Source organism: Streptomyces cyaneochromogenes, assembly GCF_003963535.1.
GTDB classification, from domain to species: domain Bacteria; phylum Actinomycetota; class Actinomycetes; order Streptomycetales; family Streptomycetaceae; genus Streptomyces; species Streptomyces shaanxiensis.
This window is the reverse complement of sequence record NZ_CP034539.1, coordinates 1,519,264-1,545,488: the sequence shown is the minus strand read 5'-3', so window position 1 is coordinate 1,545,488 and position 26,225 is coordinate 1,519,264. Positions and strand designations below refer to the sequence as shown.

The following is a 26,225-nucleotide window of genomic DNA, read 5'->3' as shown; positions in this document are numbered from 1 at the left end:
GAGGGGTTCCTCCGCTTCCTGCGAGTGTCGACTGAGGTTGACACAAAGGTAGGAAGCGGCGAATACGAGCGACAAGGAACAAATATTGCGTGTCCACGCAGGAATGCTGCGAATTTTCCCGCACGAACGCAGTACCACTGCGCGCCGCGAGGTTTATTCCGGCGCGGGCTGTGTCGCCCCCGCCTCAGGACTCTCCGGGAGCAGATGGGACAGCACCATCACGCTGATCGTCTTGCGGATGAACGGCTCGACGCGGATACGCTCCAGCACCTCCTCGAAGTGGTCCACGTCCCGCGCCCGCACATGCAGCAGCGCGTCCGCGCCCCCCGTCACCGTCATCGCCGCGGTGATCTCCGGATGGTTGCGGACCACCTCCGCGAGCCGCCGCGGCGGCGCCGCGCCCTCGCAGTACACCTCGACGTACGCCTCCGTGCGCCAGCCCAGCGCCGACGGCTTGACCGTCGCCGTGAACCCGGTGATCACACCCGTGTCGCGCAGCCGGTCCACGCGCCGCTTGACCGCCGTCGAGGACAGCCCGACGGCCGTGCCGATCTCGGCGAAGCTCGTCCTGGCGTTCGCCATCAACGCGGTGATGATCTTCCGGTCGATCTCGTCGAACGGCGAGGTCCTGCTCTCCATGGCGGCACTGTATCCAGCGGGAACGCACAGACGTCGGCACGTGTGCAGGCGTGCGAATTGCTCCTACACTCCGGATTCATGCTGCGTGCCCTGGCTGTCGACGACGAACGCCCCTCGCTGGAGGAGCTCCTCTACCTCCTGAACGCCGATCCCCGGATCGGCACCGCGGAGGGCGCCGGCGACGCGACCGAGGCGCTGCGCCGGATCAACCGCGCACTGGAGTCCGGGCCGGGCGGGCCCGAGGCGATCGACGTCGTCTTCCTCGACATCCACATGCCCGGCCTGGACGGCCTCGACCTGGCCCGGCTGCTCACCGGCTTCGCCAACCCGCCGCTCGTCGTCTTCGTCACCGCCCACGAGGACTTCGCCGTCCAGGCCTTCGACCTCAAGGCCGTCGACTACGTCCTCAAGCCCGTGCGCAAGGAGCGCCTGGCGGAGGCCGTCCGCCGGGCCGCCGAGCTCAGGGAGACCGCCGCCCCCCGCATCCCCGTGAGCGAGCCCGACCCCGACCACATACCCGTCGAGCTCGGCGGCGTGACCCGGTTCGTCTCCGTCGACGACATCACCCACGTCGTGGCCCAGGGCGACTACGCCCGCCTGCACACCGACAAGGGCAGCCACCTCATCCGCATCCCGCTGTCGACCCTGGAGGAGCGCTGGCGCTCCCGCGGCTTCGTGCGCATCCACCGCCGCCATCTCGTCGCCCTGCGCCACATCGGCGAACTCCGCCTGGACGCGGGCACCGTCAGCGTCATGGTCGGCTCCGAGGAACTCCAGGTCAGCCGCCGGCACGCGCGTGAGCTGCGGGACCTGCTCATGAGGAGGCCGTGACCATGCCCCAGAGCCCCGCCGACCGCCGTGTCGTCGTCACCGGCCCGCCCCGGCAGACCCGCCGCGCCCCCGGCTACTACCGCCCGCGCACCGAGATCGACGAGCAGACCACCCTCGGCCACACCTACGTCCGCTCCCTGATGCGCAGCCAACTCCGCGCCGGACTCACCGTGTTCGCGGTCCTCGGCCTGCTCATCGGCCCCCTGCCCCTGCTGTTCGCGGCCATGCCCGACGCCCGCGGCCTCGAATGGCTGGTGCTCGGCTTCGGCCTCTACGCGCCCCTGGTCCTCCTGGCCCGCTGGTACGTCCGGCGCGCGGAACGCAACGAACGGGACTTCGTGCGCCTCGTCGAAGACCGCTGAGCCCGAGGAACGACGCCGCCGTGAACTCCAGCTACGCCGTCCCCGCCGTCGCCCTGGTCGTCCTGGCGACCATCCTGGTCGGCGCCTTCGGCCTGCGCATCTCCCGCACCACCTCCGACTTCTACGTCGCCTCCCGCACCGTCGGCCCCCGCCTCAACGCGGCCGCGATCAGCGGCGAGTACCTCTCCGCCGCCTCCTTCCTCGGCATCGCGGGCCTGGTCCTCGTACAGGGCCCGGACATGCTCTGGTACCCGGTCGGGTACACCGCCGGATACCTCGTCCTGCTGCTGTTCGTCGCCGCCCCGCTGCGCCGCTCCGGCGCCTACACCCTCCCCGACTTCGCCGAGGCCCGCCTGTCCTCACAGGCGGTACGGCGGCTCGCGGGCGCCTTCGTCGTCGGCACCGGCTGGCTGTATCTGCTGCCCCAACTCCAGGGCGCCGGACTGACGCTGACCGTGCTGACCGGTGCGCCCGACTCGCTCGGCGGGGTGATCGTCGCCGTCGTCGTGGTCGCCATCGTCGCCGCGGGGGGCATGCGCAGCATCACCTTCGTGCAGGCCTTCCAGTACTGGCTCAAACTCACCGCCCTGCTGGTCCCCGCCCTCTTCCTGGTCCTCGCCTGGCAGGGCGACGAGGCCCCCCGGCGCGCCTTCGACGAACCGGCCACCTTCCGCGAACAGAGCGTCGTCCGCGTCGACGGCACCCTCGACCTGAAGCTCGACCGCCCCCTGACGGTCACGGTCAGCGGCACGATCGACGGCCGCGACCACGAGGACAAGCAGCTCCGGCTCCCCGCCGGCACGCACCGCATCGACGGCGGCACCCGCCTGACCTTCGCCAAGGGCGCCGAGGTCCCCGAACCCGACCACCGGGCGGGCGGCAGCCTGTCACCCTCGCAGGCCGAGAGCCGCGGCGAACGCCCCCTGTACGCCACCTACGGACTGATCCTCGCCACCTTCCTCGGCACCATGGGCCTGCCGCACGTCGTCGTCCGCTTCTACACCAGCCCGCACGGCGTCGCCGCCCGCCGCACCACCGTCGCCGTCCTCGGCCTGATCGGCGCCTTCTACCTGCTGCCCCCGGTCTACGGCGCCCTCGGCCGCCTCTACGCCCCCGAACTCACCCTCACCGGCCACGCGGACGCCGCCGTGCTCCTCCTGCCCGACCGCATGATCGGCGGCCTGGGCGGCGACCTGCTCGGCGCGCTGGTCGCCGGGGGTGCCTTCGCCGCGTTCCTGTCCACGGCCTCCGGCCTGACCATGGCCGTCGCGGGCGTCCTCACCCAGGACGTGCTCCCGTCGCGCGGCGTACGGCACTTCCGGCTCGGCACGGTCCTCGCCATGGCCGTCCCCCTCGCGGCGAGCGTCCTGGTCGGCGGGCTCCCGGTCGCCGACGCGGTGGGCCTCGCCTTCGCCGTGTCGGCGTCCTCCTTCTGCCCGCTGCTCGTCCTCGGCATCTGGTGGCGGCGACTGACCCCGCCCGGCGCGGCCGCCGGGATGCTGGTCGGCGGCGGCTCGGCGCTGCTCGCCGTCGCGGCGACCATGGCGGGCTTCCCGGGCTCCGGCGCACTGCACGCGCTGCTCGCCTGGCCCGCGCTCTGGTCGGTGCCGCTGGGCTTCCTCACCATGGTGCTGGTGTCCCTGGCCACCCCGGGCCGGGTGCCGCCCGGGACGGCGGCGATCCTGGCGCGGTTCCATCTGCCGGAGGAGCTGCGGGCGGAGGTGAAGGCATGAGCGGATTCATCGCGGGCCTGTGCGTGGCGATCCTCCCGCTGCTCGCCGCCGGCTTCTGGCTCGGCCGGCGCACCGCACGCCCCCAGACCCTCGGCGGCCTCGGCACCCCCGTCGAGCACGCCACCTTCGAGACCCTGCACACCGCCTCCCTCGCCGCACCCCCGCTGCGCGCCGGCCTCACCGAGGAGACCGCGCGCAAGTCGGCCCGCAGGCTGCGCTCACTCCTCGGCACCGACGCGCTGTGCCTGACGGACGAGAAGGACGTCCTGGTCTGGGACGGGGTGGGCGACCATCACCGTACGGAGATCATGGAACTCCTCGCCGGTCCCCTGGAGTCGGGCCGCGGCGAGGCCTTCCCGCTCACCTGCGAGACCCCCGACTGCCCGGTGCGCTGGGCGGTGGTCGCCCCGCTCACCGTCGACGACCGTGTGCACGGCGCCCTCGTCGCCTGCGCGCCCCGTGAGTCGGCGGTGCTCGTGCGGGCGGCCGGCGAGGTGGCCCGCTGGGTCTCCGTGCAGCTGGAACTGGCCGACCTCGACCAGTCCCGCACCCGCCTGATCGAGGCGGAGATCAAGGCCCTGCGCGCCCAGATCTCCCCGCACTTCATCTTCAACTCGCTCGCGGTGATCGCCAGCTTCGTGCGCACCGACCCCGAGCGCGCCCGCGAACTGCTCCTGGAGTTCGCCGACTTCACCCGCTACTCCTTCCGCAGGCACGGCGACTTCACCACCCTCGCCGACGAACTCCACGCCATCGACCACTACTTGGCGCTCGTGCGGGCACGCTTCGGCGACCGCCTCTCCGTGACCCTCCAGATCGCCCCCGAGGTGCTCCCGGTCGCCCTGCCCTTCCTCTGCCTGCAGCCGCTCGTCGAGAACGCCGTCAAGCACGGCCTGGAGGGCAAGGCCGGGTCCACCGCGGGCAAGAGCCACATCAGCATCACCGCACAGGACGCCGGCGCCGAGGCCCTCGTCGTCATCGAGGACGACGGCGCCGGAATGGACCCCGCCGTGCTGCGCCGCATCCTCGCCGGCGAGGTCAGCCCCTCGGGCGGCATCGGGCTGTCCAACGTCGACGACCGGCTCCGTCAGGTGTACGGCGACAATTACGGCCTCGTCATCGAGACCGCCCTGGGCGCGGGCATGAAGATCACCGCCCGGCTGCCCAAGTACCAGCCGGGCGTGCACTCCGCCGGGCGACTCACCCGGGAGTGAGGCTCAGGTGCCGCGGCTGACGACCAGCCCCAGCGTGATCAGCCCCAGCACCACCCACCCGAACCACAGCCAGCCATTGCTCCCGAGCGCCACCGTGTAGGCCGTCACCACGACGAGCCCACCGACGGTGACCACCCCCATCGCCTTCGTAGAACCGTCCGTAGAACCGGGCATCGCAACACCCTCCTAAGGTTCGTCCCCCTCCATGGTGCCCCCGTTCTGCTTCCGAACAGTGCAGACGGCGAAATGTGTGCCCGTCTTCCAGGCCCCCTCGCTCGTCCAGGAGCCCGCCGTGTACACGGAAGGATCGAAGCCGTACTCGCGCGGCGGCACCTCCCGGGCGCACGCCGTGTCCGACTCGGTGCGCGCCTCGGTCAGCGTGACGTCGGCACCCAGTCGGGTGAACCCGAGCACCTGTTCGTCGTGCGGCCCCTCGCAGGACGCCAGCCGGGCGTCCCGGTGGGAGCGGACGTCCAGACAGTCCCGCCGCTGCATGGTCGCCGTGTCGGCGAAGGCCGCCCCGGTTTTCCGATGCTCGCCCAGCGGCCCGTACACCGGCCCGTTCGCGCCCAGCACCAGACAGGCGGTGCGCCGCCCGGCCGCCTCGAACCCCGCCTCGGTCGGTACGACGGCGAAGCCGCGGACGTCCGCGAGCCTCCCGCGGATCTCCTCGGTCCGCTCCTCGCACGCGGCCGGCCCCTCCTCACGCGCCTGGGCGGCGGACGCGGCCGCGACGAACGCCATCACCTGACCGTCGGGCGCCTTCTCCCCGCAACTGGGATCCAGACTCAGCCGGGGCGTGCCCTGGAAGGCGGCCGCGCCGGGCCAGTCGGCGAGCACGCAGTCACCGCTCTTCAGCGGCTCAAGCAGTCCGACGGTGTCGCCGTACGGCCGCGCCGTCCCGTCGGTGCCCTCCGGCTGGGCCATGGCGTACCAGACACCGGTCCCCGCGAGCGCCAGCCCGAGGAGCCCGGCGAGGACCGCGTGGAGGATGCGGGGGCGGGTACGACGCCGCCCGCCGGGCCCGGGGCCGAAGCCCTGCGGCAGACCGGGCTCGCCGGGCGGCGCACCGAAGCCCTGCGGCGGGCCGGGCTGCTCCGCTACGGGGCTCCAGCCCTTTCCGGACTGTCCGGACTGTCCGGACTGTCCGGCCGGAGGACTGAAGCCCTGCGCGGTGCCGAGCCGGTCGGACCCGGGCGGAGGGCTGAAGCCGGCGGCGTTGGGATGGCCGGTTGGGGGCTGGGGGCTGAAACCCGCGGCGTCGGGCCGATCGGCCCCGGGCCGGGAGCCGAACCCCTCCGCGGCGTCGGGCGCGGCTCCCGGTGGCGGCGTTGCCCCGCCCCAGTGCGGCTGCGAACCGAGGTCGGTCTGCGTCCGCGCGTACGCGTCGACCTCCGGCGTGACGATCCGCGACAGCGCCGCCTCCGCCTCCGCGGCCGGAATCCGCCGTGCCGGATCCTTCTCCAGCAGGGCCCGCAGGACGGGTCCCAGCGCACCGGCCCGCGCGGCCGCCCGGGGGTCCTCCGTGACCACCGCGGTGAGTTCCGCGAGATGCGACTCCCGGTCGAAGGGACCCCGGCCCTCGACGCCGTAGTACAGCGTGCACCCCAGCGAGAACAGATCGGTGGCCGGCGTCGGCGCCCCACCCGTGACCCGCTCCGGCGCCAGATAGGCCGCCGTACCCACGAGCACCGACGCCAGCGTGTACCGCGTCTCCCCGGCGTCCGGCTGCACCGAGATGCCGTAGTCGGCGAGCAGCACCCGGCCGTACGGTGCCCCGGAGCGGTCCGGCGCGAGCAGGATGTTCGCCGGCTTCACGTCCCGGTGCATGACGCCCCGCTCGTGCCCCGCGGTGAGCGCGTCGAGCACGGCGACCCCGATGCGGGCGCACTCCGCGGGCGTCAGAGGACCGCGCTGTTCGACCAGGTCACGCAGGTTGACGGCACCTGACACGTACTCCATGACGATCCACGGCAGCCCCTCGTGCTCCAGCACGTCGTGCACGGTCACCACATGCGGATGCCCCCGCAGCCCCGCCGCGTGCCGGGCCTCGGCCCGGGCACGGGCCACCCGTGCCTCACGCTCGTCGGCCTCGGCCGGGTCCCGGAACACGATCTCCTTGAGCGCGACCTCACAGGCGAGTCTGCGGTCGTGGGCGAGCCAGACATGGCCCATCCCGCCGCTGCCGAGCCGGTTCAGCAGCAGATAACGGCCGGCGATGACCCGGCCCACTCCCGACGTCGGTGATCCTGAAGGCATCCGGTGTCTCCCGGGTTCTGCGGGGCGCTGCGTGGTCGCTCTAGGCGGTCGTGCTCGCGGTGGGCGCGCCCGGCGAGGGTGCGCCGGTGGACGGCGGGTCGGTCGCCGGTTCGGTCGTGGCGGGCGCACTGGTCCCGGGGGGCGGCGCGCTGCTGGTGACCGGGGCGCTGGTCGGGGGCGAGCCGGTGGTCGGTGGCGGTGCGCCGGTCGTGGGTGGGGGTGGCGAACTGGTGGTGGGGTCCTTGGTCGACGGGGGTGGTGGGGAGCTGGGCGGCCGGTCGGAGGTGGGCGGTGCGGAGGAGGACGGCGGCGCGCTCGTGGGACCCGGGCTGGCGGGCCCGGAGCTGCTGGGACCGGAGGACGAGGGCGGCGGGGTCGAAGTGGATGGCGCGGACGTGGACGGCTTCGAGTCCGACGGACCCGGCGTCGACCGGGACGTCCCCGGGCCGCCCGGCGGAGTGGACGTCCCGTCTGACGAGCCCTCCGAGGCCCCCCCGGCCACGCTCAACGTCACGTACTCCCCGAACCGCAGCTCGGTCCCGGCCGGCGGATCCGACGCCGTGACCTCGGCGCCGTCCGGCGGCAGCCCCCCGCCCTCGAAGGCGACCGCCAGCCCCTTGTCGGCCAGCGTCCGGCTCGCCTGCCCGAACGTCGCCCCGGCCAGGTCGGGCACCGCGCGCCGCTCACGCGTGTCGAACGTCGTGTCGTCCTTGCCCGTCGTGCCGACGGGACGGTTGATACCCCGCTCCGGCTCCTCGACGTCGACGAGCGCGAGCCGCTCCACTTTCCGCGTGGCGGGTCGCACGGCGACAACGGACGCCTTCTCGTACCCCTTCCACTCCTCGTTGCGGTCGTCGAACTCGACCTTTATCCGGGTCGTGTCACCCTCGAAGGGCCGCAGCGGATTTCCGCACGAGCACTTCACGGCGGGAAGGCCTTCCGCATCGACGAGAATCGCGATTCCCGTCTGCAGCAACGCGTTGAAGGGGACGGCCTTTTCCTTCTTGTAGTCGTGATTCTTCACGAGAGTGTCGTGACGCAGGAGAACGGGTGTGAGGCGATCGAGATAACCGGGAATCCCGTCCGTGGTGATCGAGAGCGCGGTTGCCCACGCCTGTGCCTTCCGCTCATTGGCGGGATCGGTGAGAAACTCCCTGAGCCGTTCGACGTCACAGATGGTCGGCTGCTTCGACCCTCCGTACAGGCCAGGAGTGTCGCCCTGCTGCAGACCGCCGGGCGCCGTCTGCGCCCTGACCTGCTGGTCCCGGCCCAGCCCCTGGCCCTCGTCGAAGAAGGGCGCGAGCGACGGAACTCCCGAGGCGACGGCCCTCACCACGAACAACGGTGTGTCCCGATCGCATCCGCTGAGCGCCAGAACGAACACCACAAGGACGGCGATCTTCCGAATCGCCGATTTCCCGGCCCTGCGTACGAACACACGAAGCGCCATTTACCGCTCCCCCCGGTGCGGTTCCCCCGACGCGCTTCATGCTACTGAAAGGCGAAGCCTTTCGGTTTCCTCAGTTTCCGCGTGCGTTCAATGAGGCCAAATAGGCGTTGTACGCCTCGAGTTCCTTGTCGCCGTCCCGGTCGGCGGCCCGGTCCGTGCGCCGGGCCTGGCGCTGCTCCGAGCGATACCACTGGAACAACAGCGCGATCAGCACCAGCACGGACGGGATCTCACTGAACGCCCAGGCGATACCGCCGGCCACGTTCTGGTCGGCGAGGGCCTCGATGCCGAGCGAGGCGGGCGGGTTCTTGAACGTCTCGACCATCGGCTCCGACGCCATCATCAACGCGATACCGAAGAACGCGTGGAACGGCATACCGGCGAAGAGTTCCAGCATCCGCATCAGATACCCGGGCCGATGCGGTCCGGGATCCACACCGATGATCGGCCAGAAGAACACGACGCCCACCGCGAGGAAGTGCACCATCATCGCGATGTGCCCGGTCTTGGAGCCCATCAGGAAGTCGAACAGCGGCGTGAAGTACAGCGCGTAGAGACTGGCGATGAACAGCGGGATGGTGAACGCCGGATGCGTGATGATCCGCATGTACCGGCTGTGCAGCAGGGCCAGCAACAACTCCCGCGGCCCCTTGCGCCCGCGTCCCGCCGGAGGCAGCGCGCGCAGCGCCAGCGTGACCGGAGCACCGAGCAGGAGGAGGATCGGCGACAGCATGCTGATCACCATGTGCTGCACCATGTGCACACTGAACATGACCATGCCGTAGTCGTTGAGCGCGGTGCACATCATCAGCATCACGGACAGCACGCCCACGACGTACGACACCGTCCGCCCCACGGGCCAGGAGTCCCCACGCCGCCGCAGCCGCACGACCCCCCACCCGTACAGCGCGAGCCCGACCAGGCAGGCGATGAGGAAGAACGGGTCGGCGGACCACTGAAGCCCCCGCCCCAGCGTGAACGGCGGCAAATCCATGATCATGCCGTGCCCGCTGTGATCCATCCGACCGGCTCCTGTTTCGTGGGGGTTGTGCAAGTCTGTCCGCCCCAGAGTAGAAGCACCCCCGGCGACTGTTGTCACCGGGGGCAGGTCAATCACCGAACGGACCGAGCTCTCATCGGCACGTCACAGCACGCACTCGGCCTCGTCGTACCGGTCGGCCGGAACCGTCTTCAACGTCTCCACGGCCTCCGCGAGCGGCACCATCACGATGTCGGTCCCCTGCAGGGCCGTCATGTGACCGAACTCCCCCCGGTGCACCGCCTCCACCGCATGCCATCCGAACCGCGTCGCCAGTACCCGGTCGTACGCGGTGGGTGTACCACCCCGCTGCACATGCCCCAGGATCACCGGCCGCGCCTCCTTGCCGAGCCGCTCCTCCAGCTCGATCGACAGCTGCCGCGCGATCCCGGCGAACCGCTCGTGCCCGTAGATGTCCTTGCCGCCCTCGTCGAACGCCATGGTCCCGGCCCGCGGCTTGGCCCCCTCCGCCGCGACGACGATCGCGAACCGCTTGCCGGCCTCGAACCGCTGTCCGACGACCCGGGTCAACTCCTCGATGTCGAAGGGCCGCTCCGGTACGACGATGGCGTGCGCGCCGGCCGCCATCCCGGAGTGCAGGGCGATCCAGCCGGTGTGCCGCCCCATGACCTCGACGACCAGCACCCGCTGGTGCGACTCGGCGGTGGTCTTGAGCCGGTCCAGCGCCTCGGTCGCCACGGTCACCGCCGTGTCGAAGCCGAAGGTGACGTCGGTGACGGCGATGTCGTTGTCGATGGTCTTCGGCACGCCCACCACGGGCAGGCCGCTGTCCGACATCAGCCGGGCGGCCTTCAGCGTGCCCTCGCCGCCGATCGGGATGATCGCGTCGAGGCCGAGCTCGTCGACATGGCCCTTGGCCCGCTCCACGCCGTCCCGCAGATGGGAGGGCTGGACCCGGGAGGAACCGAGGATCGTGCCGCCGCGGGCCAGGATGCCGCCCACCGCGTCGAGGTCGAGCTTGAGGTAGTCGCACTCCAGGAGGCCCTTCCAGCCGTCCCGGAAGCCGATGACCTCGTCGCCGTGGTCGACGACGGCGCGGTGCACGACGGACCGGATGACGGCGTTCAGGCCGGGGCAGTCGCCGCCGGACGTGAGGACACCAATGCGCATAGCCCGAAAACCTTATCGACGTGGGCCGGGACCGGACCACGCTGTCCGGCTCGAATCCCCGCCACCCTAGCGGTATCGGGGGGCGGGGCCGAACCGTGCGTCCGCCTGCTGGACGACCCCGCTCACCTGTGCGGATGGGCCGTCAGACGGGCTGGTTACGGCAGCCTGGAAGGCAGGTGTACGCACCGTCAGGCAGGCCGCCGCGTCACCGTGTTCAGGCGGGCTGCTGAGCGGCCGCGATGCGCTCGTTGCGCAGCGCCTCGTACCAGCGGTCGTCGGTCGGCGGGAGCGCGTTCACGTCGAGCGCCAGCTTCAGCAGCAGGTCGGCGATCAGCGGGTTGCGCGCGAGCACCGGCCCGTGCATGTACGTGCCGAAGACGGTGTCGTTGTACGCCCCCTCCGTGCCGTCGCCCGTGCCGTTGCCGTTGCCCTGGCGGACCTGGGCGAAGGGGCGGGCGGTCGGGCCGAGATGGGTGACGCCCTGGTGGTTCTCGAAGCCGGTCAGCGGGGGCAGCCCGAGGCGCGGGTCGATGTCGCCGAGCACGTCACCGACGCACCGCGCACCCTCACCCCGCACGGACACCACGTCGATCAGCCCGAGGCCGGGCTCACGCTGACCGAGGTCGTTGATGAACTCGTGCCCGAGGATCTGGTAGCCGGCGCAGACCGAGAACACGATGGCGCCGTTCTCGACGGCCCGGGTCAGACCGCCGTCCCGGCGCAGCCGCTCCGCCGCCAGCCGCTGCGGACGGTCCTCGCCGCCACCGATCAGATAGATGTCGCCGGAGGTCGGGATCGGCTGGTCGCTGCGCACGTCGAGGCGGGCCACGTCGAGGCCGCGCTGCCGCGCCCGGCGCTCCACGACGAGGACGTTGCCCTGGTCGCCGTAGGTGCTGAGGAGGTCCGGGTAGATCCAGACGACCCGCAGTTGGTTGTCGCTCACTTAAGTCCCCTGAAGTCTCGTGCTCAGTTGCCGACCCGGCGGCGCAGGTCCTGGAACGCGGTGTAGTTGGCGATGACCTCGATCCGGCCCGGCGGGCACGCCTGCACGGCCTGGTCGAGGTTCTCGCAGACCTGGAACTGCTGGTTGGCGACCTCCAGGCGCACCGCGAGGTCCAGCTTGCGGTCGCCGATCACACAGATCGGGTGCCCGGTCAGACGCGTGTAGTCGACGTCCCACAGCCAGGAGGTGTCGGTGCCGTCGGCGCCGCGCGCGTTCACGGAGAGGATCACCGGGGTCGGCGGCGGGTCGATGAGGGAGAACGTCTCCAGCCAGCCGGCCGGGTTCTTGGCGAGCAGCAGCCGCAGATCCCGCTCCTGGAACTGCACGACGTCGTACCGCCCGGCGACGGCCTGCACCTGGTACATGCGCTCCAGGGCGACCTGCGGCGGCACCCCGAACACGGCGGCCACGGCGGCCGAGGACGCGGCGTTGGCCTTGTTGGCGCGCCCGGGCAGCTGCAGATGAATGGGCCAGGCGGACCCGTGCGGGTCGAGGACGTGGTCACCGGAGAGCGCCCAGCTCGGCGTGGGACGGCGGAAGCCGCACTCACTGCAGAACCAGTCGTCACCCGGCCGCTGCATCACACCACCGCAGGACGGGCAGGACCAGGCGTCGTCCTTCCACATCTGCCCGGCGGCGACCCAGATCACATTGGGGGAGGACGAAGCCGCCCACACGACCAGCGGGTCGTCGGCGTTGGCCACGATCACGGCCTTCGAACCGGCGAGCCCCTCGCGCCAGTTCTCGGCGAGCATCCGGGTCTCGGCGGCGCGGTCCAGCTGGTCGCGGGAGAGGTTGAGCAGTGCGATGCACTTGGGGTCGGTGTCCCGCGCGACCCCGGCGAGGTACTTCTCGTCGACCTCGATGACGCCGTACCGCGACTCCGAGCTGCCCGCGAGCGCCGAGGTGATGCCCGCCGGCATGTTGGCGCCGAGCGCGTTGGACACGACCGGTCCGGCGGCCCGCAGGGCCTCCGCGATGAGCCGCGTCGTGGTGGTCTTGCCGTTGGTCGCCGAGACGAGGACCACGTCCAGGTTCTGCGCGAGCCGCGCGAGAAGGTCGGGGTCGAGTTTGAGCGCCACCCGGCCGCCGATCACCGAACCGCTGCCGCGCCCCGCTGCCCGCGATGCCGCCGCGACCGCCTTGCCCGCGGTCACGGCGAGCTTGGCCCGCGGCGTGAGCGGGTCCGAGTTGCCTGCCATCAGTTCTCGATCCTCCTTGCGTACGCGCCGCGCCTCTGCCTGCCGGCAACGTGGTGGTGGTCAGCCTATCGAGATCCATTCGCACTCCCGAATCGCCGTACCCTTGCGGCCATGCGTAATGGCTCCATTCCGGGCACCAACGGGCGCGTCCGGCCTCTCACCCTGCATGGCTCGGCGCTGCTGCGCGAGCCCTGCGACGACGTGACCGACTTCGGCCCGGAACTCGCGGCACTCGTGGAGGACTTGTTCGCCACGATGTACGCGGCGCAGGGCGTGGGCCTGGCCGCGAACCAGGTGGGGGAGTCCCTCCGGGTGTTCGTCTTCGACTGCCCGGACGACGAGGATGTGCGTCATCTCGGACACGTGGTGAATCCCCGGCTGGTGGAGGCGGACGGGGTGGTGATCCGCGGGCCGGAGGGATGTCTGTCCCTGCCGGGTCTGGAGGCGGGGACGGAGCGGTACGACCATGCGGTGGTCGAGGGCTTCACGGTGACGGGGGAGCCGGTGACGGTCCACGGCACCGGCTTCTTCGCGCGGTGCCTGCAGCACGAGTGCGATCACTTGGACGGCAGGGTGTACGCGGACCGTGTGACGGGCTGGCGCCACAGACGCTTGATGCGTCAAGTGGCACGAGCTTCCTGGCGCCGGTGAGCGAGAGGTCCCTCAGAACCCCGGACCGCCCATCCTGTCCCCCGCGGCCGCGAGCCGCCCCCACAGAAGGTCGGCCAGGCTCCGCACCAACTCCGCCCGCGAACACGGCCGTTCGCCGAGCCACCAATCCCCGGCGGCATGCATCATCCCGACGATCCCGTGCCCCCACACCCGCGCGAGCTGCTGGCTTCCCGGCCCGAGATCCAACCGCTCCTCGATGACGGTGGCCAGCTCCTCGCCCATACGCCGCAGCAGGGGAGCGGAGTGCTTGCCGACGTCGAACCCCTGGTCCCCGACCTGGCCCCCCTCCGCCGGATGCATCAGGAACCGGTACACCTGGGGCCGGGCCTCGATCGCCGCGAGGTAGGTGTCCAACGTTGCCTCGACCCGCTCACGCCGGTCCGCAGGGGCATCCAACGCCGCTCTCAGCGAATCCAGCAGCGCGTCGGTGTGCCGCTTGGCCAACGCCGCGTAAAGTCCGCCCTTGTCGCCGAAGTGCCGGTACAGAATCGGCTTGGTGATGCCGGCCTCCGCCGCGATCGCGTTCATGGAGGCCTGTGGGCCGTCGCGCAGCACCACCCTGTCGGCGGCCTCCAGCAGCTCGCGCCGACGGCGGTCGGCGGACCGTTGCTGATCGGTCCGCTGTGTGGTGTCCATGTGCTCTCCCCACCCGTGCTCAATCGGTGACGCCTGCGCAAACTAACACTCAGCATGCCCTTTCCATCGAATGGGCTGTCGATGAGGTATCGGGAGTTGACTTTACCTACCAGCGAGTAACAAACTAGGGTTACCGCTAGTAACACGCACGTACCGCCGCTGGAGGGGACATGGCCGAGTTCACCATGGAGCTCAACGACGAACAGAAGGAGGTCCGGGACTGGCTGCACGGTTTCGCCGCCGATGTGATCCGCCCCGCGGCCGCCGAATGGGACGAGCGTGAGGAGACTCCCTGGCCGGTCATCCAGGAGGCCGCGAAGGTCGGGATCTACTCGCTCGACTTCTACGCCCAGCAGTACTTCGACCCGACCGGCCTCGGCATCCCCATGGCGATGGAGGAGCTGTTCTGGGGTGACGCGGGCATCGCCCTGTCGATCGTCGGCACCGGTCTCGCGGCCGTCGGTGTGCTGGCCAACGGCACCGAGGAGCAGATCGGCACCTGGGTGCCGCAGATGTACGGCGACGCCAACGATGTCAAGCTCGCCGCGTTCTGCTCCTCCGAGCCCGACGCCGGGTCGGACGTGGCCTCGATGCGTACGCGCGCCGTGTACGACGAGGCCAAGGACGAGTGGGTGATCAACGGCACGAAGACCTGGGCGACCAACGGCGGTATCGCCAACGTCCACGTGGTCGTCGCGGTCGTCGATCCGGAGCTGGGCTCCAAGGGCCACGCGTCCTTCATCGTCCCGCCGAACACGCCGGGCCTGGCCCAGGGCCAGAAGTTCAAGAAGCACGGCATCCGCGCCTCGCACACCGCCGAGGTCGTCCTGGACAACGTGCGCGTGCCGGGCTCCTGCCTGCTGGGCGGCAAGGCGAAGCTGGACGAGCGGCTGGCGCGGGCCCGTGAGCGGGCCAAGGCGGGCGGCGAGCGCGTGAAGAACGCCGCGATGGCCACGTTCGAGGCGTCCCGGCCGGCCGTCGGTGCGATGGCCGTCGGTACGGCCCGTGCCGCGTACGAGGTCGCCCTCGACTACGCGATGACGCGTGAGCAGTTCGGGCGGCCCATCATCGACAACCAGGGTGTGGCCTTCCAGCTGGCCGAGATGGCGACGCAGATCGACGCGGCGCGGTTGCTGGTGTGGCGGGCGTCCTGGATGGCGGTCAACGGCAAGCCGTTCACGGCGGCCGAGGGGTCGATGTCGAAGCTGTTCGCGAGCGAGACGGCGAAGAAGGTGACGGCTCAGGCGATACAGATCCTGGGCGGGAACGGCTACACGCGGGAGTACCCGGTGGAGCGGATGCACCGGGATTCCGCGATCTACACGATCTTCGAAGGGACGAGCGAGATCCAGCGGCTGGTGATCGCCCGTACGTTGTCGGGTATGCCGATTCGGTAAGCGCCGTAGGGGTTGCTGCGCGATGCGGCTGCGGATTCGGGGTGGCTGGTCGCGCCCACGCGGCGGAGCCGCATATGGATACAGCCCCGCGCCCCTGGGTGGGCTGCCCTGGGCCGCGATTGCGAGTTGATGGAGGATACCGATGACGGTCAACCCTCTCGTACCGCTGATTGCTCACGGTGAGGCCAACCGTGCCACCCTCGCGACCCTCGCCCTCGAACAGAGCCGGGTGATCCCCGCCGACCGTCTCGCGTTCCTCCATCTGGCGCAACGCGCCAGCCCCGACGCCCCCGAGTCCGCCGCCTTCTTCACCCTGCTGGCCGAGGGGGAAGCGCTGGCGGCGGAGCGGCTGGGTGGCTTCGCGGCGGCGTGCGGTGTGAGCGAGGGGCAGGCGGCGGCGTACGAGCCCCTGCCGGGCTGCCAGGCCTACCCCGCGTACGTGGCCTGGCTGGCCCTGAACGCCGCACCGGCCGAAGCGGTCCTGGCGCTCACGGTCAACTTCTCCACCTGGGGCGGCTATTGCGCGACGATCGCCGAGGGCCTGCGCCGCCACTACGGCTTCACGGACGAGGCCTGCGCCTTCTTCGACTTCTTCGCGGAACCGTCCCCGGAGCTGGACCGGAAGGCGGCGGAAGCGCTCCGGGCGGGACGGGACGCCGGTCAACTGGACGAGGAACGCGCACACCGGTACGGCCGCCTCCTCGAGCGCTACGAGGCGATGTTCTGGGAGACGCTGCGCGAGGCGACCTGAAGGGGCGCCGAACCGCTCCCTCTACGGCGCAGTCCCGCTGCTGTGCGCGATGCACGCCACATCAATACGATCCGCGAGCTTCGCAAGCTCAATGGTCAACGCGGCCACCGTGTCCTCGTCGAGCCCGTCCTCCCCGGCCTCGACAAGGTGCAGCCACCGACCACCCACGGTACGCAGCAGCTTGCTCACATCGGCGGCAGCCACCTGCAGGGTCCCGCGGTCATCGACGATCAGCGGCAGAGTAACTTCGCGGTTCACACCCGGGATCGTAGTCGCGCAGCGCTCACGCACCGTGCCAAACAGTGGTGATGTTGCAGAACTCGCGGATTCCGTGCCCGGACAGCTCACGCCCGTATCCGGACCGCTTCACTCCGCCGAACGGGAACGCCGGATGGGACGCCGTCATCCCGTTGACGAACACACTCCCCGCCTCCAGATCCCGTACGAAACGGTCGACCTCGGCCTCGTCCCGCGTCCACACGTTCGAACTGAGCCCGAAGGGCGAATCGTTGGCGATGAGCACCGCCTCGTCCAGGTCGCCCGCCCGGTACAGCGTGGCGACCGGCCCGAACGCCTCCTCCCGGTGGATCCGCATCTCACGGGTGATGCCGGCGATGACGGTGGGCGGGTAGTACCAGCCAGGCAGTTCGGGCCGGCGGAGCTGGTGGCCGCCGCACAGTACGTCCGCTCCGCTGCGCCGGGCGTCGTCGACCAGTTCCTCCAGATCGGCCCGCCCCTTCTCGGTCGACAGCGGGCCGACGTCCGTCTCCTCCAGCATCGGGTCGCCGACCACCAGCGCCTTCATGCCCTCGACGAACCGCTCGGCGAAGGCGTCGTAGACGTCCGTGTGCACGATGAACCGCTTGGCGGCGATGCAGGACTGCCCGGTGTTCTGCACCCGCGCGGTCACCGCGATCTGAGCGGCGCGGTCGAGGTCGGCCGAGGGCATGACGACGTACGGGTCGCTGCCGCCCAGCTCCAGCACCGTCTTCTTGATCATCTCCCCGGCGGTGGAGGCGACCGCGCGGCCCGCGGGCTCGCTGCCGGTGAGGGTGGCCGCCCTGACCCGCTCGTCGCGCAGCACCTCGTCGACCTGGCCGGAGCCGATGAGCAGGGTCTGGAAGCAGCCCTCGGTGTAGCCCGCGCGGTGGAAGAGGTCCTCGATGTAGAGGGCGGTCTGGGGGACGTTCGAGGCGTGCTTCAGCAGGCCCACGTTGCCCGCCATCAGGGCCGGGGCCGCGAAGCGGACGACCTGCCAGAGGGGGAAGTTCCACGGCATCACCGCGAGGATCGGCCCGAGCGGGCGGTAGCGCACCCGCACGCGGGACGCGTTCGAGTCCTTCACGTCGGAGTCGGGCGGCTCCTCGTCGGCCAGCAGTTCCTCCGCGTGCTCGGCGTACCAGCGCATCGCCTTGGCACACTTGGCGGCCTCCGCGCGGGCCTGCTTGATGGGCTTGCCCATCTCCGTGGTCATCATCCGGGCGACGTCCCGCTGGTCCTCTTCCAGGAGATTCGCGGCCTGGAGCAGCAGGCGACCGCGGTCGACGAAGCTCGTCGTCCGGTACGTACGGAACGTGGCCTCGGCGAGCTGGAGCCTGCGCTCGATCTCCTCGGTACCCATGGCCTCGTACGTCTTGAGCGTCTCGCCGTTGGCCGGGTTCACCGTTGCGATGGGCATCCCTGAACCTCCTGGGAGCGGAACATTGCTTCGACCTTCCCGCGCGGCGGTGGGTACCGCAACGCGTGTACGGCCGCTCAGGCCGAGTGCTCCGCCAGCCGGTCGAGAAACGCGGCCTGAGCCTTGACGATCACCTCGCGCGCCCGCCCGACGCCCAGCCACGCCACCCGGTCCAGCTCCGGGAACTCCTGCGTCCGGCCCGAGCGCGGCGGCCACTCCATGACGAACGTGCCGGGGACGACCGTCGCCGGGTCGAGGTCGGCCTCGACCGCCCACACCGTGACGATCTTGCCGCCGGCCTGCTTGACCTCGCCGAGGGGTACGGCCTCCCCGTTTGGTGGCGCCAGCCCCAGCTCCTCCCGGAACTCACGGCGGGCCGCGTCCCAGGCGGGCTCGTCGGGTTCGTACTCGCCCTTCGGGACGGTCCAGGCCCCGGCGTCCCGCTTGGCGAAGAACGGGCCGCCCATGTGGCCGAGCAACACCTCCAGGCCGCCATCGGTGCGGCGGAAGAGCAGCAGGCCCGCGCTGCGCCGCTCCCCGGACGGCGTCACGGCTTCACCTCCGGGTGGGCGGCGAGCAGGGTCTCGACCGTGTCGGCCTCCTCCGGCCGCTTGTCCTCGCGGTAGCGGACCACCCGGGCGAAGCGGAGGGTCACGCCGGCCGGATAGCGGGTGGAGCGCTGCAGACCGTCGTAGGCGATCTCGACGACGAGTTCGGGGCGTACGGTCACCACCCACTCGCCGCTCTCCACGGCGAGTTCCTGCAGCCGTTCGGTCTGCCAGGTCAGCATCGCGTCGGTCATGCCCTTGAAGGTCTTGCCGAGCATGGCGAAACCACCGTCCGCCGTGCGTGCCCCGAGGTGCAGGTTGGACAGCTTGCCGGTCCTGCGGCCGTGGCCCCATTCGGCGGCCAGCACCACCAGGTCGAGGGTGTGGACGGGCTTGACCTTGAGCCAGGAGGCGCCGCGCCGGCCCGCGCTGTAGGAGGCGTCGAGGGCCTTGACGACCACGCCCTCGTGGCCGCGCCGCAGGGTCTCGGCGAGGAAGTCCTCGGCCCGCGGCAGGTCCTCCGGCCCGGACACCAGCGCTCGGCGCACCCGCATCGGCTCGGGGACCAGCCGGGCGAGTTCCGCGTGCCGCTCGGTGAAGGGCAGGTCGAGCAGGTCGTGATCGTCGACGGACAGGGCGTCGAAGAAGACGGGGGAGACGGGGACCTCCCGCGCCGCCGCCGTCACGTCGACGCGGGAGCCGACGCGGCCTGCGGTCTCCTGGAACGAACGGGGTCGGCCCGCGTCGTCGAAGGCGATCACCTCGCCGTCCAGGATGAAGCGCTTGCCCCTCAACTCCAGTGCGGCGGCGGTGAGTTCGGGCAGGCGGTCGGTGATGTCGTCGAGGGTGCGGGTGTAGAGCCGTACCGTGTCGCCCTCGCGGTGGACCTGGACGCGGATGCCGTCCAGCTTCTCCTCGACCACGCAGGAGCCCAGCTTGTCGACCGCCTCGGCCACCGAGGAGGCGGTGTGCGCCAGCATCGGCAGGACCGGGCGGCCGACGGTGAGCCGGAAGCGGGCCAGCGACTCCGGGCCGTCCGTGAGCAGCGCCCGGGCGACGCTCTGGAGGGATCCGGCGAGCATCACCGCCCGCCGTACCTCGGCCGGCTCTGCCTCGGTCGCCTGCGCCAGACCCTCGACCGCCACCGCGTCCAACGCGCCCTGCCGTACCTCGCCGGTGATCAGCCCGAACAGGAACCGCTGCTCGTCCTCGGTGGCCGCACCCATCAACTCGCCTACCAGACGGGCACGTTCGGCCTGCGAGCCGGTGCCGGACACCTTGCCGAGTTCGGTGAGCCGGGCGTCGACCTCGTGCACGGTGAGGGTCGGTTCGGCGGCAGGAGCGACGGGGCGGCTCAGCACCTTCCAGCCGATGCCGAGCCGTCCCTGCGGGAGCCGTCCCGCCAGATACGGGATGACGATCGGCACGTCGTCCGCCTCGGCGTCCCGGAACAGCTCCGCCAGCAGAGCGATCTTCCGGGAGCGCGCCGAGGTCGCGGCGACCTCCTGGGACACACGGGCGAGCCGGGTCAGCAGCATGCAGCCATCGTGCAACGGAGGGGGCGGCTCCACACCCTCGCATTCGTGCGCTACCCGTTCACGACGGTGTCCAAGTCGCTCATCAGCAACTCCCCGTTGATGAACGCCCCCGCCCGGTAACCGCCCGCCGCCGCGTTCACCACCTGCTCGGAGAAGCCCATCGCGTTGCCGACGGCCCACACGCCCGGCACGGAGGTGAGCCCGGTCGGGTCCACCACCGGGTACGAGCCGAACGGGGATTCCGTCAGCTCGGCGCCGAGCTTCTCCAGCAACCCGGTCTGCGGCACCGCGCGGGGCGCGACGAACAGCACTTCGCGCCCGTGCACCGTCCCGTCGGCCAGCCGCACGCCCGTCAGCCGGTCGTCCACGATCACCAGCTCCGCCACCGCCCCGGGCACCACCTTCACCCCGGCCGCCGCGAGCCTGCGCAGGTCGTCGTCCGACAGATCCGACTCGGCGACCTCGTGCAGGAAGAAGGTCACGTCCTTCGACCACTGCGACACCATGAGCGCCTGGTGGACGCTCATCGGCGTGGTCGCCAGTACGCCGAAGGCCCGGTCGCGGACCTCCCAGCCGTGGCAGTACGGGCAGTGCAGCACGTCCTTGCCGAAGCGCTCGGCGACGCCGGGGACCTCCGGCAGCTCGTCCTTGAGGCCGGTGGCGATGACGAGCCGTCGGGCGTGCATATGACGTCCACTCGCCAGCGCGACCGCGAAGTCGTCGCCGCGGGTGACGTCCACCGCCCGGTCCCGGACCAGCTCGACCCCGTACCGCGCGATCTCCTCGCGTCCGACGGCCAGGAACTCGGCGGGCGGCATGCCGTCCCGGGACAGGTAGCCCTGCATATGGGCGGCGGGCGCGTTGCGTGGTTCGCCCGCGTCGATCACCAGCGTGCGACGCCGCGCGCGGCCCAGGACCAGCGCCGCGGACAGGCCCGCCGCGCCACCGCCGATGACGATCACTTCGTACGTTCCGGTCATGGTGACCACCTCCACCCCGACCGTGCCGCGAGGGGTGCGGCATTGACAAACAAGTTTGCCGAACCTGCAATACGCGTATGAGTACCGACGACGTTCTCGCGGGCGTGGGCCCGAGGCTCCGGCAGATGCGCAAGGAGCGGGAGGTGACCCTCGCGTCGCTGTCCGAGGCGACCGGCATCTCGGTCAGCACGCTCTCCCGGCTGGAGTCCGGCCTGCGCAAGCCCAGCCTGGAGCTGTTGCTGCCGATCGCGCAGGCCCACCAGGTGCCGCTGGACGAGCTGGTCGGGACGCCGTCGGTGGGGGACCCGCGGGTGCGGGCCAAGCCCCTGAAGCGACACGGGCGCACCTACTGGCCGCTCACCCGGCAGCCCGGTGGCCTCCAGGCCTTCAAGGTGCTGGTGCCGCAGGGCACGGAAGAGCCCGAGCCGCGCACCCATGAGGGCTACGAGTGGCTGTACGTACTGTCCGGGCGGCTGCGCGTGGTGCTGGGCGAACACGACGTGGTGCTGACGGCCGGAGAGGCGGCGGAGTTCGACACGCGGGTGCCGCACTGGTTCGGGTCGACGGGGGAGGGGCCGGCGGAGTTCCTGAGCCTGTTCGGGCCGCAGGGGGAGCGGATGCACGTACGGGCGAAGCCCCGGCGGTCGTGACGTACACCGGTCGTGACGCACGCCGCTCGTGACACCCGCTACTGTTCCGCGGCGACCTGTTCCCTGATCGGCAAGCGACCGCTTAGTATGCGAACCGACCCCGGTCAGACGAAGCAGTCCCGTGGAGGCCCCGCATGCAGGCATGGCAAGTGCACGAGAACGGTGAGCCGAGCGAGGTGATGCGCCTCGAGGACGTCGAGACGCCCACGCCCGGTGACGGCCAGGTCCTGCTGAAGGTGCGTGCCGCGAACATCAACTTCCCGGACGCGCTGCTGTGCCGGGGCCACTACCAGGTCCGGCCGCCGCTGCCGTTCACGCCCGGCGTGGAGATCTGCGGCGAGACCGAGGACGGCCGCCGTGTCCTCGCCAACCCCGCGCTGCCGTACGGCGGCTTCGCCGAGTACGCCGTCGCGGACGCCGCCGCCGTCCTGCCCGCGCCCGACGCACTGGACGACGCCGAGGCCGCCGCCCTGCACATCGGCTACCAGACCGGCTGGTTCGGGCTGCACCGGCGGGCCGGCCTGGAAGCCGGCGAGACGCTGCTGGTCCACGCTGCCGCAGGAGGGGTCGGCAGCGCGGCCGTGCAGCTCGGGAAGGCGGCCGGGGCGAGGGTCATCGGTGTCGTGGGCGGCGCCGACAAGGCGGCCGTGGCCCGGGAGCTGGGCTGTGACGTGGTCGTCGACCGGCGTTCCGAGGACGTCATCGGCGCCGTCAAGGAGGCCACCGGTGGCCGGGGCGCCGATGTCATCTACGACCCCGTCGGCGGCGAGGCCTACGCACAGTCCGCCAAGGTCGTCGCCTTCGAGGGCCGCATCGTGGTCGTCGGCTTCGCGAGCGGGTCGATCCCCAGCCCGGCGCTCAACCACGCCCTGGTGAAGAACTACTCGATCCTCGGTCTGCACTGGGGCCTGTACAACACCAAGAACCCGAAGCTGATCCAGCACTGCCACGAGCAGCTCACCGAGCTGGCCGCGCGGGGTGCGATCAAGCCGCTGGTGAGCGAGCGCGTCCCGCTGGGCGGGGCCGCTGCCGCCGTACAGCGGGTCGCCGACGGCGTCACCACGGGGCGCGTCGCCGTGATCCCCGGACTCACCGAAGGAGGAGCGGCATGACCGACGCCGCCGAACTGCGCCGCCGCACGGCGGAACTGCTGGCCGCCCACCCGCCGGCCGGCACCGAGCGCCTGGACTTCCTGCGCGCCCGCTTCGACGCGGGGCTCGCCTGGGTGCACTACCCCGAAGGGCTCGGCGGACTCGGCGCGCCCCGCTCCCTCCAGGCCGTCGTGGACGCCGAGCTGGAGGCCGCGGGCGCCCCGGACAACGACCCGCGCCGTATCGGCATCGGGCTGGGCATGGCCGCGCCGACGATCCTCAAGTACGGCACCGAGGAGCAGAAGCAGCGGTTCCTGCGGCCCCTGTGGACCGGTGAGGAGGTCTGGTGCCAGCTCTTCAGCGAGCCTGGCGCCGGATCCGACCTGGCGGCGCTCGGTACGCGTGCCGTCCGGGAGGGCGACGACTGGGTCGTCAACGGGCAGAAGGTGTGGACGTCCAGCGCGCACGTCGCCCGCTGGGCCATCCTCATCGCCCGCACCGACCCGGACGTGCCCAAGCACGCGGGCATCACGTACTTCCTGTGCGACATGACCGACCCCGGCGTCGAGGTCAGGCCGCTGCGCCAGATCACCGGCGAGGCCGAGTTCAACGAGGTCTTCCTGACCGACGTCCGCGTCCCGGACACGCGGCGCCTCGGCGAGATCGGCGCCGGCTGGAAGGTCGCGCAGACCACGCTGAACAACGAGCGCGTCGCCATCGGAGGCATGCGGCTGCCCCGCGAGGGCGGCATGATCGGCCCGGTCGCGAAGACCTGGCGCGAGCGGCCCGAGCTGCGCACCCACGACCTGCACCAGCGGCTGCTGAAGCTGTGGGTGGAGTCCGAGGTCTCCCGCCTCACCGCGGAGCGGCTGCGCCAGCAGCTCGTCGCGGGCCAGCCCGGCCCCGAGGGCGCCGGCATGAAGCTCGCCTTCGCCCGCCTCAACCAGGAGATCAGCGGCCTTGAGGTCGAACTCCGGGGCGAGGAGGGCCTGTTGTACGACGACTGGACCATGCGGCGCCCGGAGCTGGTGGACTTCGTCGGCCGCGACGCCGGCTACCGCTACCTCCGCTCCAAGGGGAACAGCATCGAGGGCGGGACCAGCGAGGTCCTGCTGAACATCGTCGCCGAGCGCGTTCTGGGCCTGCCGTCCGAGCCGCGCACCGACAAGGACGTCGCCTGGAAGGACCTGTCCCGATGAGCACACAGCCCGACCTGCTGTACTCCGAGGAGGAAGAGGCGCTGCGGGCCGCCGTACGGGACCTGCTCGCCGACCACTGCGACGCGCCCGGCGTCATCGCCCGCACCGAGTCGGACGCCCCGCACGACCTGGCGGCCTGGAAGGCGCTCTCCGACGGCATGGGCCTCGCCGGGCTCCTGGTGCCGGAGGCGCAGGGCGGCCAGGGCGCCACGCACCGCGAAGTCGCCGTCGTACTGGAGGAGTTGGGTCGCGCGGTCGCTCCGGTGCCGTACCTGACCAGCGCGGTCGTGGCCACCGAGGCGCTGCTCGGCTGCGAGACCGACGGGGGCCTGCTCGCCGAGCTGGCGTCCGGGCGGAGGATCGGCGCCCTCGCCGTCGCCCTGAACGTCGCCCCAGGCGGCGCCTACAAGGTCGTACGGCAAGAAGGCGGCGCCCTGCACGGGGAGTTGACCGGCATCGCGGACGCGTCCGCCGCCGACGTGCTGCTCGTGCCCGCGGACGACGGCGGTCTGTACGCCGTGGACGCCGGCGCCGTGACCGTCACCCCGCAGACGTCCCTGGACCTGACCCGGCCGGTGGCCACGGTCAGCCTGGACGGAGCGCCCGGCCGTCTGCTGGGGGACGCCGAGCCCGCCGTCCGCCGCGCCCTGCGCGCCGGTTCCGGGCTGCTCGCCTCCGAACAGCTCGGGCTCGCCGAATGGACGTTGACCGAGACGGTCCGCTATCTGAAGGACCGCAAGCAGTTCAACCGCCCTGTCGGCGGCTTCCAGGCCCTCAAGCACCGGCTCGCGCAGCTGTGGCTGGAGGTCGTCAACCTGCGCGCGGCCGCCCGTAACGCCGCCGACGCGCTCGCCTCCGGCGTGGACGTGGACGTGGCGGTCGCGGTCGCCCAGGCCTACGCGGCGCACGTCGCCGTGCACGCCGCCGAGGAGGCCGTGCAGTTGCACGGCGGTCTCGGGATGACCTGGGAGCACCCGGTGCATCTATACCTGAAGCGGGCCAAGGCCGACTCGATCGCCTACGGCACCGCGGGCGCCCACCGGGAGGCGCTGGCCGAACTCGTCGACCTCGCCGCTCCCTGACGTACACCTGAGCGAACCACACGAAAAGCCCGCCCGACCTGGGGCGGGCTTTTTCGTGTGCCTTGCACCGATGAAGTGAACGCAGGACGGCAGTCCGGCCAACTCGCCGCTCAGCTCTGCTGTTTGGGCGTCCGGGATCGCATACTCGCAGCGGTTCCCCACGTCCGGAACACCCCTGTCAGGGAGGCAGAGCATGGACCTCACCACTCGTCGCAGAGCCCTCACGACCCTCGGCGCCGCCCTCGCGGGGACGGTCGCCCTGCCCGCGGCCCGTGCGCTGGCCGGTGAACACAAGCACCGCCCGCGTCCGTTGTGGCGGGCGCACGCCCACAACGACTACGAGCACCCGCGCCCCCTCCTCGACGCCCTCGACCACCGCTTCGGCAGCCTCGAGGCCGACATCTACCTGGTCGGCGACCAGCTCCTCGTCGCCCACGACCCCGAGGACCTCGACCCCGCCCGCACCCTGGAGTCCCTCTACCTCGACCCGCTGGCCGCCCGCGTCCGGGCCAACCACGGCTCGGTCTACCGGGGTTACCGCAAGCCGATCCAACTGCTCATCGACATCAAGACCGAGGGCTCCTCGACGTACCTCGAACTCGACAGGCACCTGAGGCGCTACAAGCACCTGTTCACGACCTACGCCCACGGACGTGTGTTCCCCGGCCCGGTCACCGCCGTGATCTCCGGCGACCGCGCCGCCCGAGTGCCGATGGAGGCCCAGACCGTGCGCCGGGCCTTCTACGACGGCCGCCTCGCCGACCTCGGCAGCAGCGCGCCCGCCTCCTTCGTCCCGCTGATCAGCGACAACTGGACGCTCAACTTCACCTGGCTCGGCGTGGGCGTCTTCCCGGACGCCGAGCGGGAGAAGCTGCACGGCATCGTCCGGTCGGCCCACTCACGCGGGCAGAAGGTGCGCTTCTGGGCCACCCCGGACGTGGCCGGACCCGCCCGGGACGCCCTGTGGGGCGAACTGCTCGCGGCCGACGTGGACTTCCTCAACACCGACGACCTCGCCGGCCTGGAGGCCTTCCTCGACGCGCGCCGGGCGGTCTAGCCCTTTCCCGCGGAACACCACACGTTCGGAGGACAGGTCAGCCGCCCGGACGAACCCTCCGCTACGCCACACTTGCGGCCGAA

Annotated in this window: 26 protein-coding genes; 12 read left to right on the top strand and 14 right to left on the bottom strand. The window is 71.4% G+C overall.

Features of this window, described 5'->3' with window-relative positions:
• Nucleotides 1–153 precede the first annotated feature (153 nt).
• Nucleotides 154–639 carry an Lrp/AsnC family transcriptional regulator gene (locus EJ357_RS06625; RefSeq protein ID WP_126389541.1) on the bottom strand — a complete coding sequence of 162 codons (486 nt, stop codon included), beginning with the start codon at nucleotides 637–639 and terminating at the stop codon, nucleotides 154–156.
• Nucleotides 640–717: 78 nt separating this feature from the next.
• Between EJ357_RS06625 and EJ357_RS06620 the strand changes: the two genes are divergently transcribed.
• Genes EJ357_RS06620 through EJ357_RS06605 form a run of 4 tightly spaced genes read left to right on the top strand, consistent with a single transcriptional unit; the run spans nucleotide 718 to nucleotide 4,779 of the window.
• The gene (locus EJ357_RS06620; protein WP_126389538.1) at nucleotides 718–1,470 is read left to right on the top strand and encodes a LytR/AlgR family response regulator transcription factor; all 753 of its coding nucleotides are present in this window, start codon (nucleotides 718–720) and stop codon (nucleotides 1,468–1,470) included.
• Between the two features lie 2 nt (nucleotides 1,471–1,472).
• The gene (locus EJ357_RS06615; RefSeq protein WP_126389535.1) at nucleotides 1,473–1,832 is read left to right on the top strand and encodes a hypothetical protein; all 360 of its coding nucleotides are present in this window, start codon (nucleotides 1,473–1,475) and stop codon (nucleotides 1,830–1,832) included.
• A 20-nt stretch (nucleotides 1,833–1,852) separates the two neighbouring features.
• The gene (locus EJ357_RS06610) at nucleotides 1,853–3,565 is read left to right on the top strand and encodes a sodium/solute symporter (RefSeq protein ID WP_126389533.1); all 1,713 of its coding nucleotides are present in this window, start codon (nucleotides 1,853–1,855) and stop codon (nucleotides 3,563–3,565) included.
• Nucleotides 3,562–4,779 carry a sensor histidine kinase gene (locus EJ357_RS06605; protein ID WP_126389530.1) on the top strand — a complete coding sequence of 406 codons (1,218 nt, stop codon included), beginning with the start codon at nucleotides 3,562–3,564 and terminating at the stop codon, nucleotides 4,777–4,779. Before EJ357_RS06610 ends, EJ357_RS06605 begins: the two co-directional genes overlap by 4 nt.
• Nucleotides 4,780–4,782: 3 nt before the next feature.
• Here the strand turns inward: EJ357_RS06605 and EJ357_RS06600 are convergent, their stop codons facing one another.
• The 7 genes from EJ357_RS06600 to EJ357_RS06570 form a co-directional block, all read right to left on the bottom strand.
• Complete coding sequence (locus tag EJ357_RS06600; protein WP_107489268.1) at nucleotides 4,783–4,953, bottom strand: hypothetical protein; 171 nt, start codon at nucleotides 4,951–4,953, stop codon at nucleotides 4,783–4,785.
• Between the two features lie 12 nt (nucleotides 4,954–4,965).
• Entirely contained in the window at nucleotides 4,966–7,038 is a 2,073-nt protein-coding gene (locus tag EJ357_RS06595; RefSeq protein WP_228472998.1) for a serine/threonine-protein kinase, read from the bottom strand.
• Between the two features lie 40 nt (nucleotides 7,039–7,078).
• Nucleotides 7,079–8,488: a PASTA domain-containing protein gene (locus tag EJ357_RS06590; RefSeq protein WP_126389527.1), complete on the bottom strand. Its 1,410-nt coding sequence runs from the start codon at nucleotides 8,486–8,488 to the stop codon at nucleotides 7,079–7,081.
• A 70-nt stretch (nucleotides 8,489–8,558) separates the two neighbouring features.
• A complete protein-coding gene (locus tag EJ357_RS06585) occupies nucleotides 8,559–9,509 on the bottom strand; it encodes a cytochrome c oxidase assembly protein (protein WP_126389524.1) in 951 nt (316 codons plus the stop codon).
• 123 nt (nucleotides 9,510–9,632) lie between these two features.
• Nucleotides 9,633–10,658: a 6-phosphofructokinase gene (locus tag EJ357_RS06580; RefSeq protein ID WP_126389521.1), complete on the bottom strand. Its 1,026-nt coding sequence runs from the start codon at nucleotides 10,656–10,658 to the stop codon at nucleotides 9,633–9,635.
• A 214-nt stretch (nucleotides 10,659–10,872) separates the two neighbouring features.
• Complete coding sequence (locus EJ357_RS06575) at nucleotides 10,873–11,601, bottom strand: type 1 glutamine amidotransferase (protein ID WP_126389518.1); 729 nt, start codon at nucleotides 11,599–11,601, stop codon at nucleotides 10,873–10,875.
• Between the two features lie 23 nt (nucleotides 11,602–11,624).
• Entirely contained in the window at nucleotides 11,625–12,863 is a 1,239-nt protein-coding gene (locus tag EJ357_RS06570; RefSeq protein ID WP_126389515.1) for a MurT ligase domain-containing protein, read from the bottom strand.
• 111 nt (nucleotides 12,864–12,974) lie between these two features.
• Here EJ357_RS06570 and def point away from each other — a divergent pair, with 111 nt between their 5' ends.
• On the top strand, nucleotides 12,975–13,514 hold the full coding sequence (def, locus tag EJ357_RS06565; protein WP_126389512.1) for a peptide deformylase: 540 nt from the start codon (nucleotides 12,975–12,977) through the stop codon (nucleotides 13,512–13,514).
• A gap of 12 nt (nucleotides 13,515–13,526) precedes the next feature.
• Here the strand turns inward: def and EJ357_RS06560 are convergent, their stop codons facing one another.
• Nucleotides 13,527–14,171, bottom strand: a complete 645-nt coding sequence (locus tag EJ357_RS06560; protein WP_126389509.1) for a TetR family transcriptional regulator — start codon at nucleotides 14,169–14,171, stop codon at nucleotides 13,527–13,529.
• Nucleotides 14,172–14,341: 170 nt separating this feature from the next.
• Here EJ357_RS06560 and EJ357_RS06555 point away from each other — a divergent pair, with 170 nt between their 5' ends.
• Together EJ357_RS06555 and EJ357_RS06550 are read left to right on the top strand one after the other, a co-directional pair.
• Nucleotides 14,342–15,568 (top strand): acyl-CoA dehydrogenase family protein, encoded by a 1,227-nt coding sequence (locus tag EJ357_RS06555; RefSeq protein WP_126389506.1) that lies wholly within the window; start codon nucleotides 14,342–14,344, stop codon nucleotides 15,566–15,568.
• Between the two features lie 142 nt (nucleotides 15,569–15,710).
• Nucleotides 15,711–16,319: a thiaminase II/PqqC family protein gene (locus EJ357_RS06550; protein WP_126389503.1), complete on the top strand. Its 609-nt coding sequence runs from the start codon at nucleotides 15,711–15,713 to the stop codon at nucleotides 16,317–16,319.
• Nucleotides 16,320–16,340: 21 nt separating this feature from the next.
• Here the strand turns inward: EJ357_RS06550 and EJ357_RS06545 are convergent, their stop codons facing one another.
• From EJ357_RS06545 to EJ357_RS06525, 5 genes are all read right to left on the bottom strand, one after another.
• Nucleotides 16,341–16,577, bottom strand: a complete 237-nt coding sequence (locus tag EJ357_RS06545) for a DUF6213 family protein (RefSeq protein ID WP_126389501.1) — start codon at nucleotides 16,575–16,577, stop codon at nucleotides 16,341–16,343.
• 25 nt (nucleotides 16,578–16,602) lie between these two features.
• On the bottom strand, nucleotides 16,603–17,997 hold the full coding sequence (locus tag EJ357_RS06540) for an NADP-dependent succinic semialdehyde dehydrogenase (protein ID WP_126389499.1): 1,395 nt from the start codon (nucleotides 17,995–17,997) through the stop codon (nucleotides 16,603–16,605).
• Between the two features lie 77 nt (nucleotides 17,998–18,074).
• Nucleotides 18,075–18,548, bottom strand: a complete 474-nt coding sequence (locus EJ357_RS06535) for an NUDIX domain-containing protein (protein WP_126389497.1) — start codon at nucleotides 18,546–18,548, stop codon at nucleotides 18,075–18,077.
• A complete protein-coding gene (locus tag EJ357_RS06530) occupies nucleotides 18,545–20,083 on the bottom strand; it encodes an ATP-dependent DNA ligase (RefSeq protein WP_126389495.1) in 1,539 nt (512 codons plus the stop codon). The genes EJ357_RS06535 and EJ357_RS06530 overlap by 4 nt, the downstream gene beginning before the upstream one ends.
• A 50-nt stretch (nucleotides 20,084–20,133) precedes the next feature.
• Nucleotides 20,134–21,063 (bottom strand): NAD(P)/FAD-dependent oxidoreductase, encoded by a 930-nt coding sequence (locus EJ357_RS06525; protein WP_126389494.1) that lies wholly within the window; start codon nucleotides 21,061–21,063, stop codon nucleotides 20,134–20,136.
• 77 nt (nucleotides 21,064–21,140) lie between these two features.
• On the opposite strand from EJ357_RS06525, the gene EJ357_RS06520 reads away from it, so the two are divergent.
• From EJ357_RS06520 to EJ357_RS06500, 5 genes are all read left to right on the top strand, one after another.
• The gene (locus EJ357_RS06520; protein WP_126389493.1) at nucleotides 21,141–21,713 is read left to right on the top strand and encodes a helix-turn-helix domain-containing protein; all 573 of its coding nucleotides are present in this window, start codon (nucleotides 21,141–21,143) and stop codon (nucleotides 21,711–21,713) included.
• Nucleotides 21,714–21,847: 134 nt separating this feature from the next.
• Nucleotides 21,848–22,825 carry an NADPH:quinone oxidoreductase family protein gene (locus EJ357_RS06515; protein ID WP_126389491.1) on the top strand — a complete coding sequence of 326 codons (978 nt, stop codon included), beginning with the start codon at nucleotides 21,848–21,850 and terminating at the stop codon, nucleotides 22,823–22,825.
• On the top strand, nucleotides 22,822–24,003 hold the full coding sequence (locus tag EJ357_RS06510) for an acyl-CoA dehydrogenase family protein (protein ID WP_126389489.1): 1,182 nt from the start codon (nucleotides 22,822–22,824) through the stop codon (nucleotides 24,001–24,003). The genes EJ357_RS06515 and EJ357_RS06510 overlap by 4 nt, the downstream gene beginning before the upstream one ends.
• Nucleotides 24,000–25,085, top strand: a complete 1,086-nt coding sequence (locus EJ357_RS06505) for an acyl-CoA dehydrogenase family protein (RefSeq protein ID WP_126389487.1) — start codon at nucleotides 24,000–24,002, stop codon at nucleotides 25,083–25,085. The genes EJ357_RS06510 and EJ357_RS06505 overlap by 4 nt, the downstream gene beginning before the upstream one ends.
• A 193-nt stretch (nucleotides 25,086–25,278) precedes the next feature.
• The gene (locus EJ357_RS06500) at nucleotides 25,279–26,142 is read left to right on the top strand and encodes a phosphatidylinositol-specific phospholipase C/glycerophosphodiester phosphodiesterase family protein (RefSeq protein ID WP_126389485.1); all 864 of its coding nucleotides are present in this window, start codon (nucleotides 25,279–25,281) and stop codon (nucleotides 26,140–26,142) included.
• The last annotated feature ends 83 nt before the right edge of the window (nucleotides 26,143–26,225 follow it).

Bases quoted from the DNA above. Each gene is read 5' to 3' on its own strand.
- EJ357_RS06625 (WP_126389541.1), bottom strand. From the start codon at position 639: ATGGAGAGCAGGACCTCGCCGTTCGACGAGATCGACCGGAAGATCATC.
- EJ357_RS06620 (WP_126389538.1), top strand. From the start codon at position 718: ATGCTGCGTGCCCTGGCTGTCGACGACGAACGCCCCTCGCTGGAGGAG.
- EJ357_RS06615 (WP_126389535.1), top strand. From the start codon at position 1,473: ATGCCCCAGAGCCCCGCCGACCGCCGTGTCGTCGTCACCGGCCCGCCC.
- EJ357_RS06605 (WP_126389530.1), top strand. From the start codon at position 3,562: ATGAGCGGATTCATCGCGGGCCTGTGCGTGGCGATCCTCCCGCTGCTC.
- EJ357_RS06600 (WP_107489268.1), bottom strand. From the start codon at position 4,953: ATGCCCGGTTCTACGGACGGTTCTACGAAGGCGATGGGGGTGGTCACC.
- EJ357_RS06595 (WP_228472998.1), bottom strand. From the start codon at position 7,038: ATGCCTTCAGGATCACCGACGTCGGGAGTGGGCCGGGTCATCGCCGGC.
- EJ357_RS06590 (WP_126389527.1), bottom strand. From the start codon at position 8,488: ATGGCGCTTCGTGTGTTCGTACGCAGGGCCGGGAAATCGGCGATTCGG.
- EJ357_RS06585 (WP_126389524.1), bottom strand. From the start codon at position 9,509: ATGGATCACAGCGGGCACGGCATGATCATGGATTTGCCGCCGTTCACG.
- EJ357_RS06580 (WP_126389521.1), bottom strand. From the start codon at position 10,658: ATGCGCATTGGTGTCCTCACGTCCGGCGGCGACTGCCCCGGCCTGAAC.
- EJ357_RS06570 (WP_126389515.1), bottom strand. From the start codon at position 12,863: ATGGCAGGCAACTCGGACCCGCTCACGCCGCGGGCCAAGCTCGCCGTG.
- def (WP_126389512.1), top strand. From the start codon at position 12,975: ATGCGTAATGGCTCCATTCCGGGCACCAACGGGCGCGTCCGGCCTCTC.
- EJ357_RS06560 (WP_126389509.1), bottom strand. From the start codon at position 14,171: ATGGACACCACACAGCGGACCGATCAGCAACGGTCCGCCGACCGCCGT.
- EJ357_RS06555 (WP_126389506.1), top strand. From the start codon at position 14,342: ATGGCCGAGTTCACCATGGAGCTCAACGACGAACAGAAGGAGGTCCGG.
- EJ357_RS06550 (WP_126389503.1), top strand. From the start codon at position 15,711: ATGACGGTCAACCCTCTCGTACCGCTGATTGCTCACGGTGAGGCCAAC.
- EJ357_RS06540 (WP_126389499.1), bottom strand. From the start codon at position 17,997: ATGCCCATCGCAACGGTGAACCCGGCCAACGGCGAGACGCTCAAGACG.
- EJ357_RS06530 (WP_126389495.1), bottom strand. From the start codon at position 20,083: ATGCTGCTGACCCGGCTCGCCCGTGTGTCCCAGGAGGTCGCCGCGACC.
- EJ357_RS06525 (WP_126389494.1), bottom strand. From the start codon at position 21,063: ATGACCGGAACGTACGAAGTGATCGTCATCGGCGGTGGCGCGGCGGGC.
- EJ357_RS06520 (WP_126389493.1), top strand. From the start codon at position 21,141: ATGAGTACCGACGACGTTCTCGCGGGCGTGGGCCCGAGGCTCCGGCAG.
- EJ357_RS06515 (WP_126389491.1), top strand. From the start codon at position 21,848: ATGCAGGCATGGCAAGTGCACGAGAACGGTGAGCCGAGCGAGGTGATG.
- EJ357_RS06510 (WP_126389489.1), top strand. From the start codon at position 22,822: ATGACCGACGCCGCCGAACTGCGCCGCCGCACGGCGGAACTGCTGGCC.
- EJ357_RS06505 (WP_126389487.1), top strand. From the start codon at position 24,000: ATGAGCACACAGCCCGACCTGCTGTACTCCGAGGAGGAAGAGGCGCTG.
- EJ357_RS06500 (WP_126389485.1), top strand. From the start codon at position 25,279: ATGGACCTCACCACTCGTCGCAGAGCCCTCACGACCCTCGGCGCCGCC.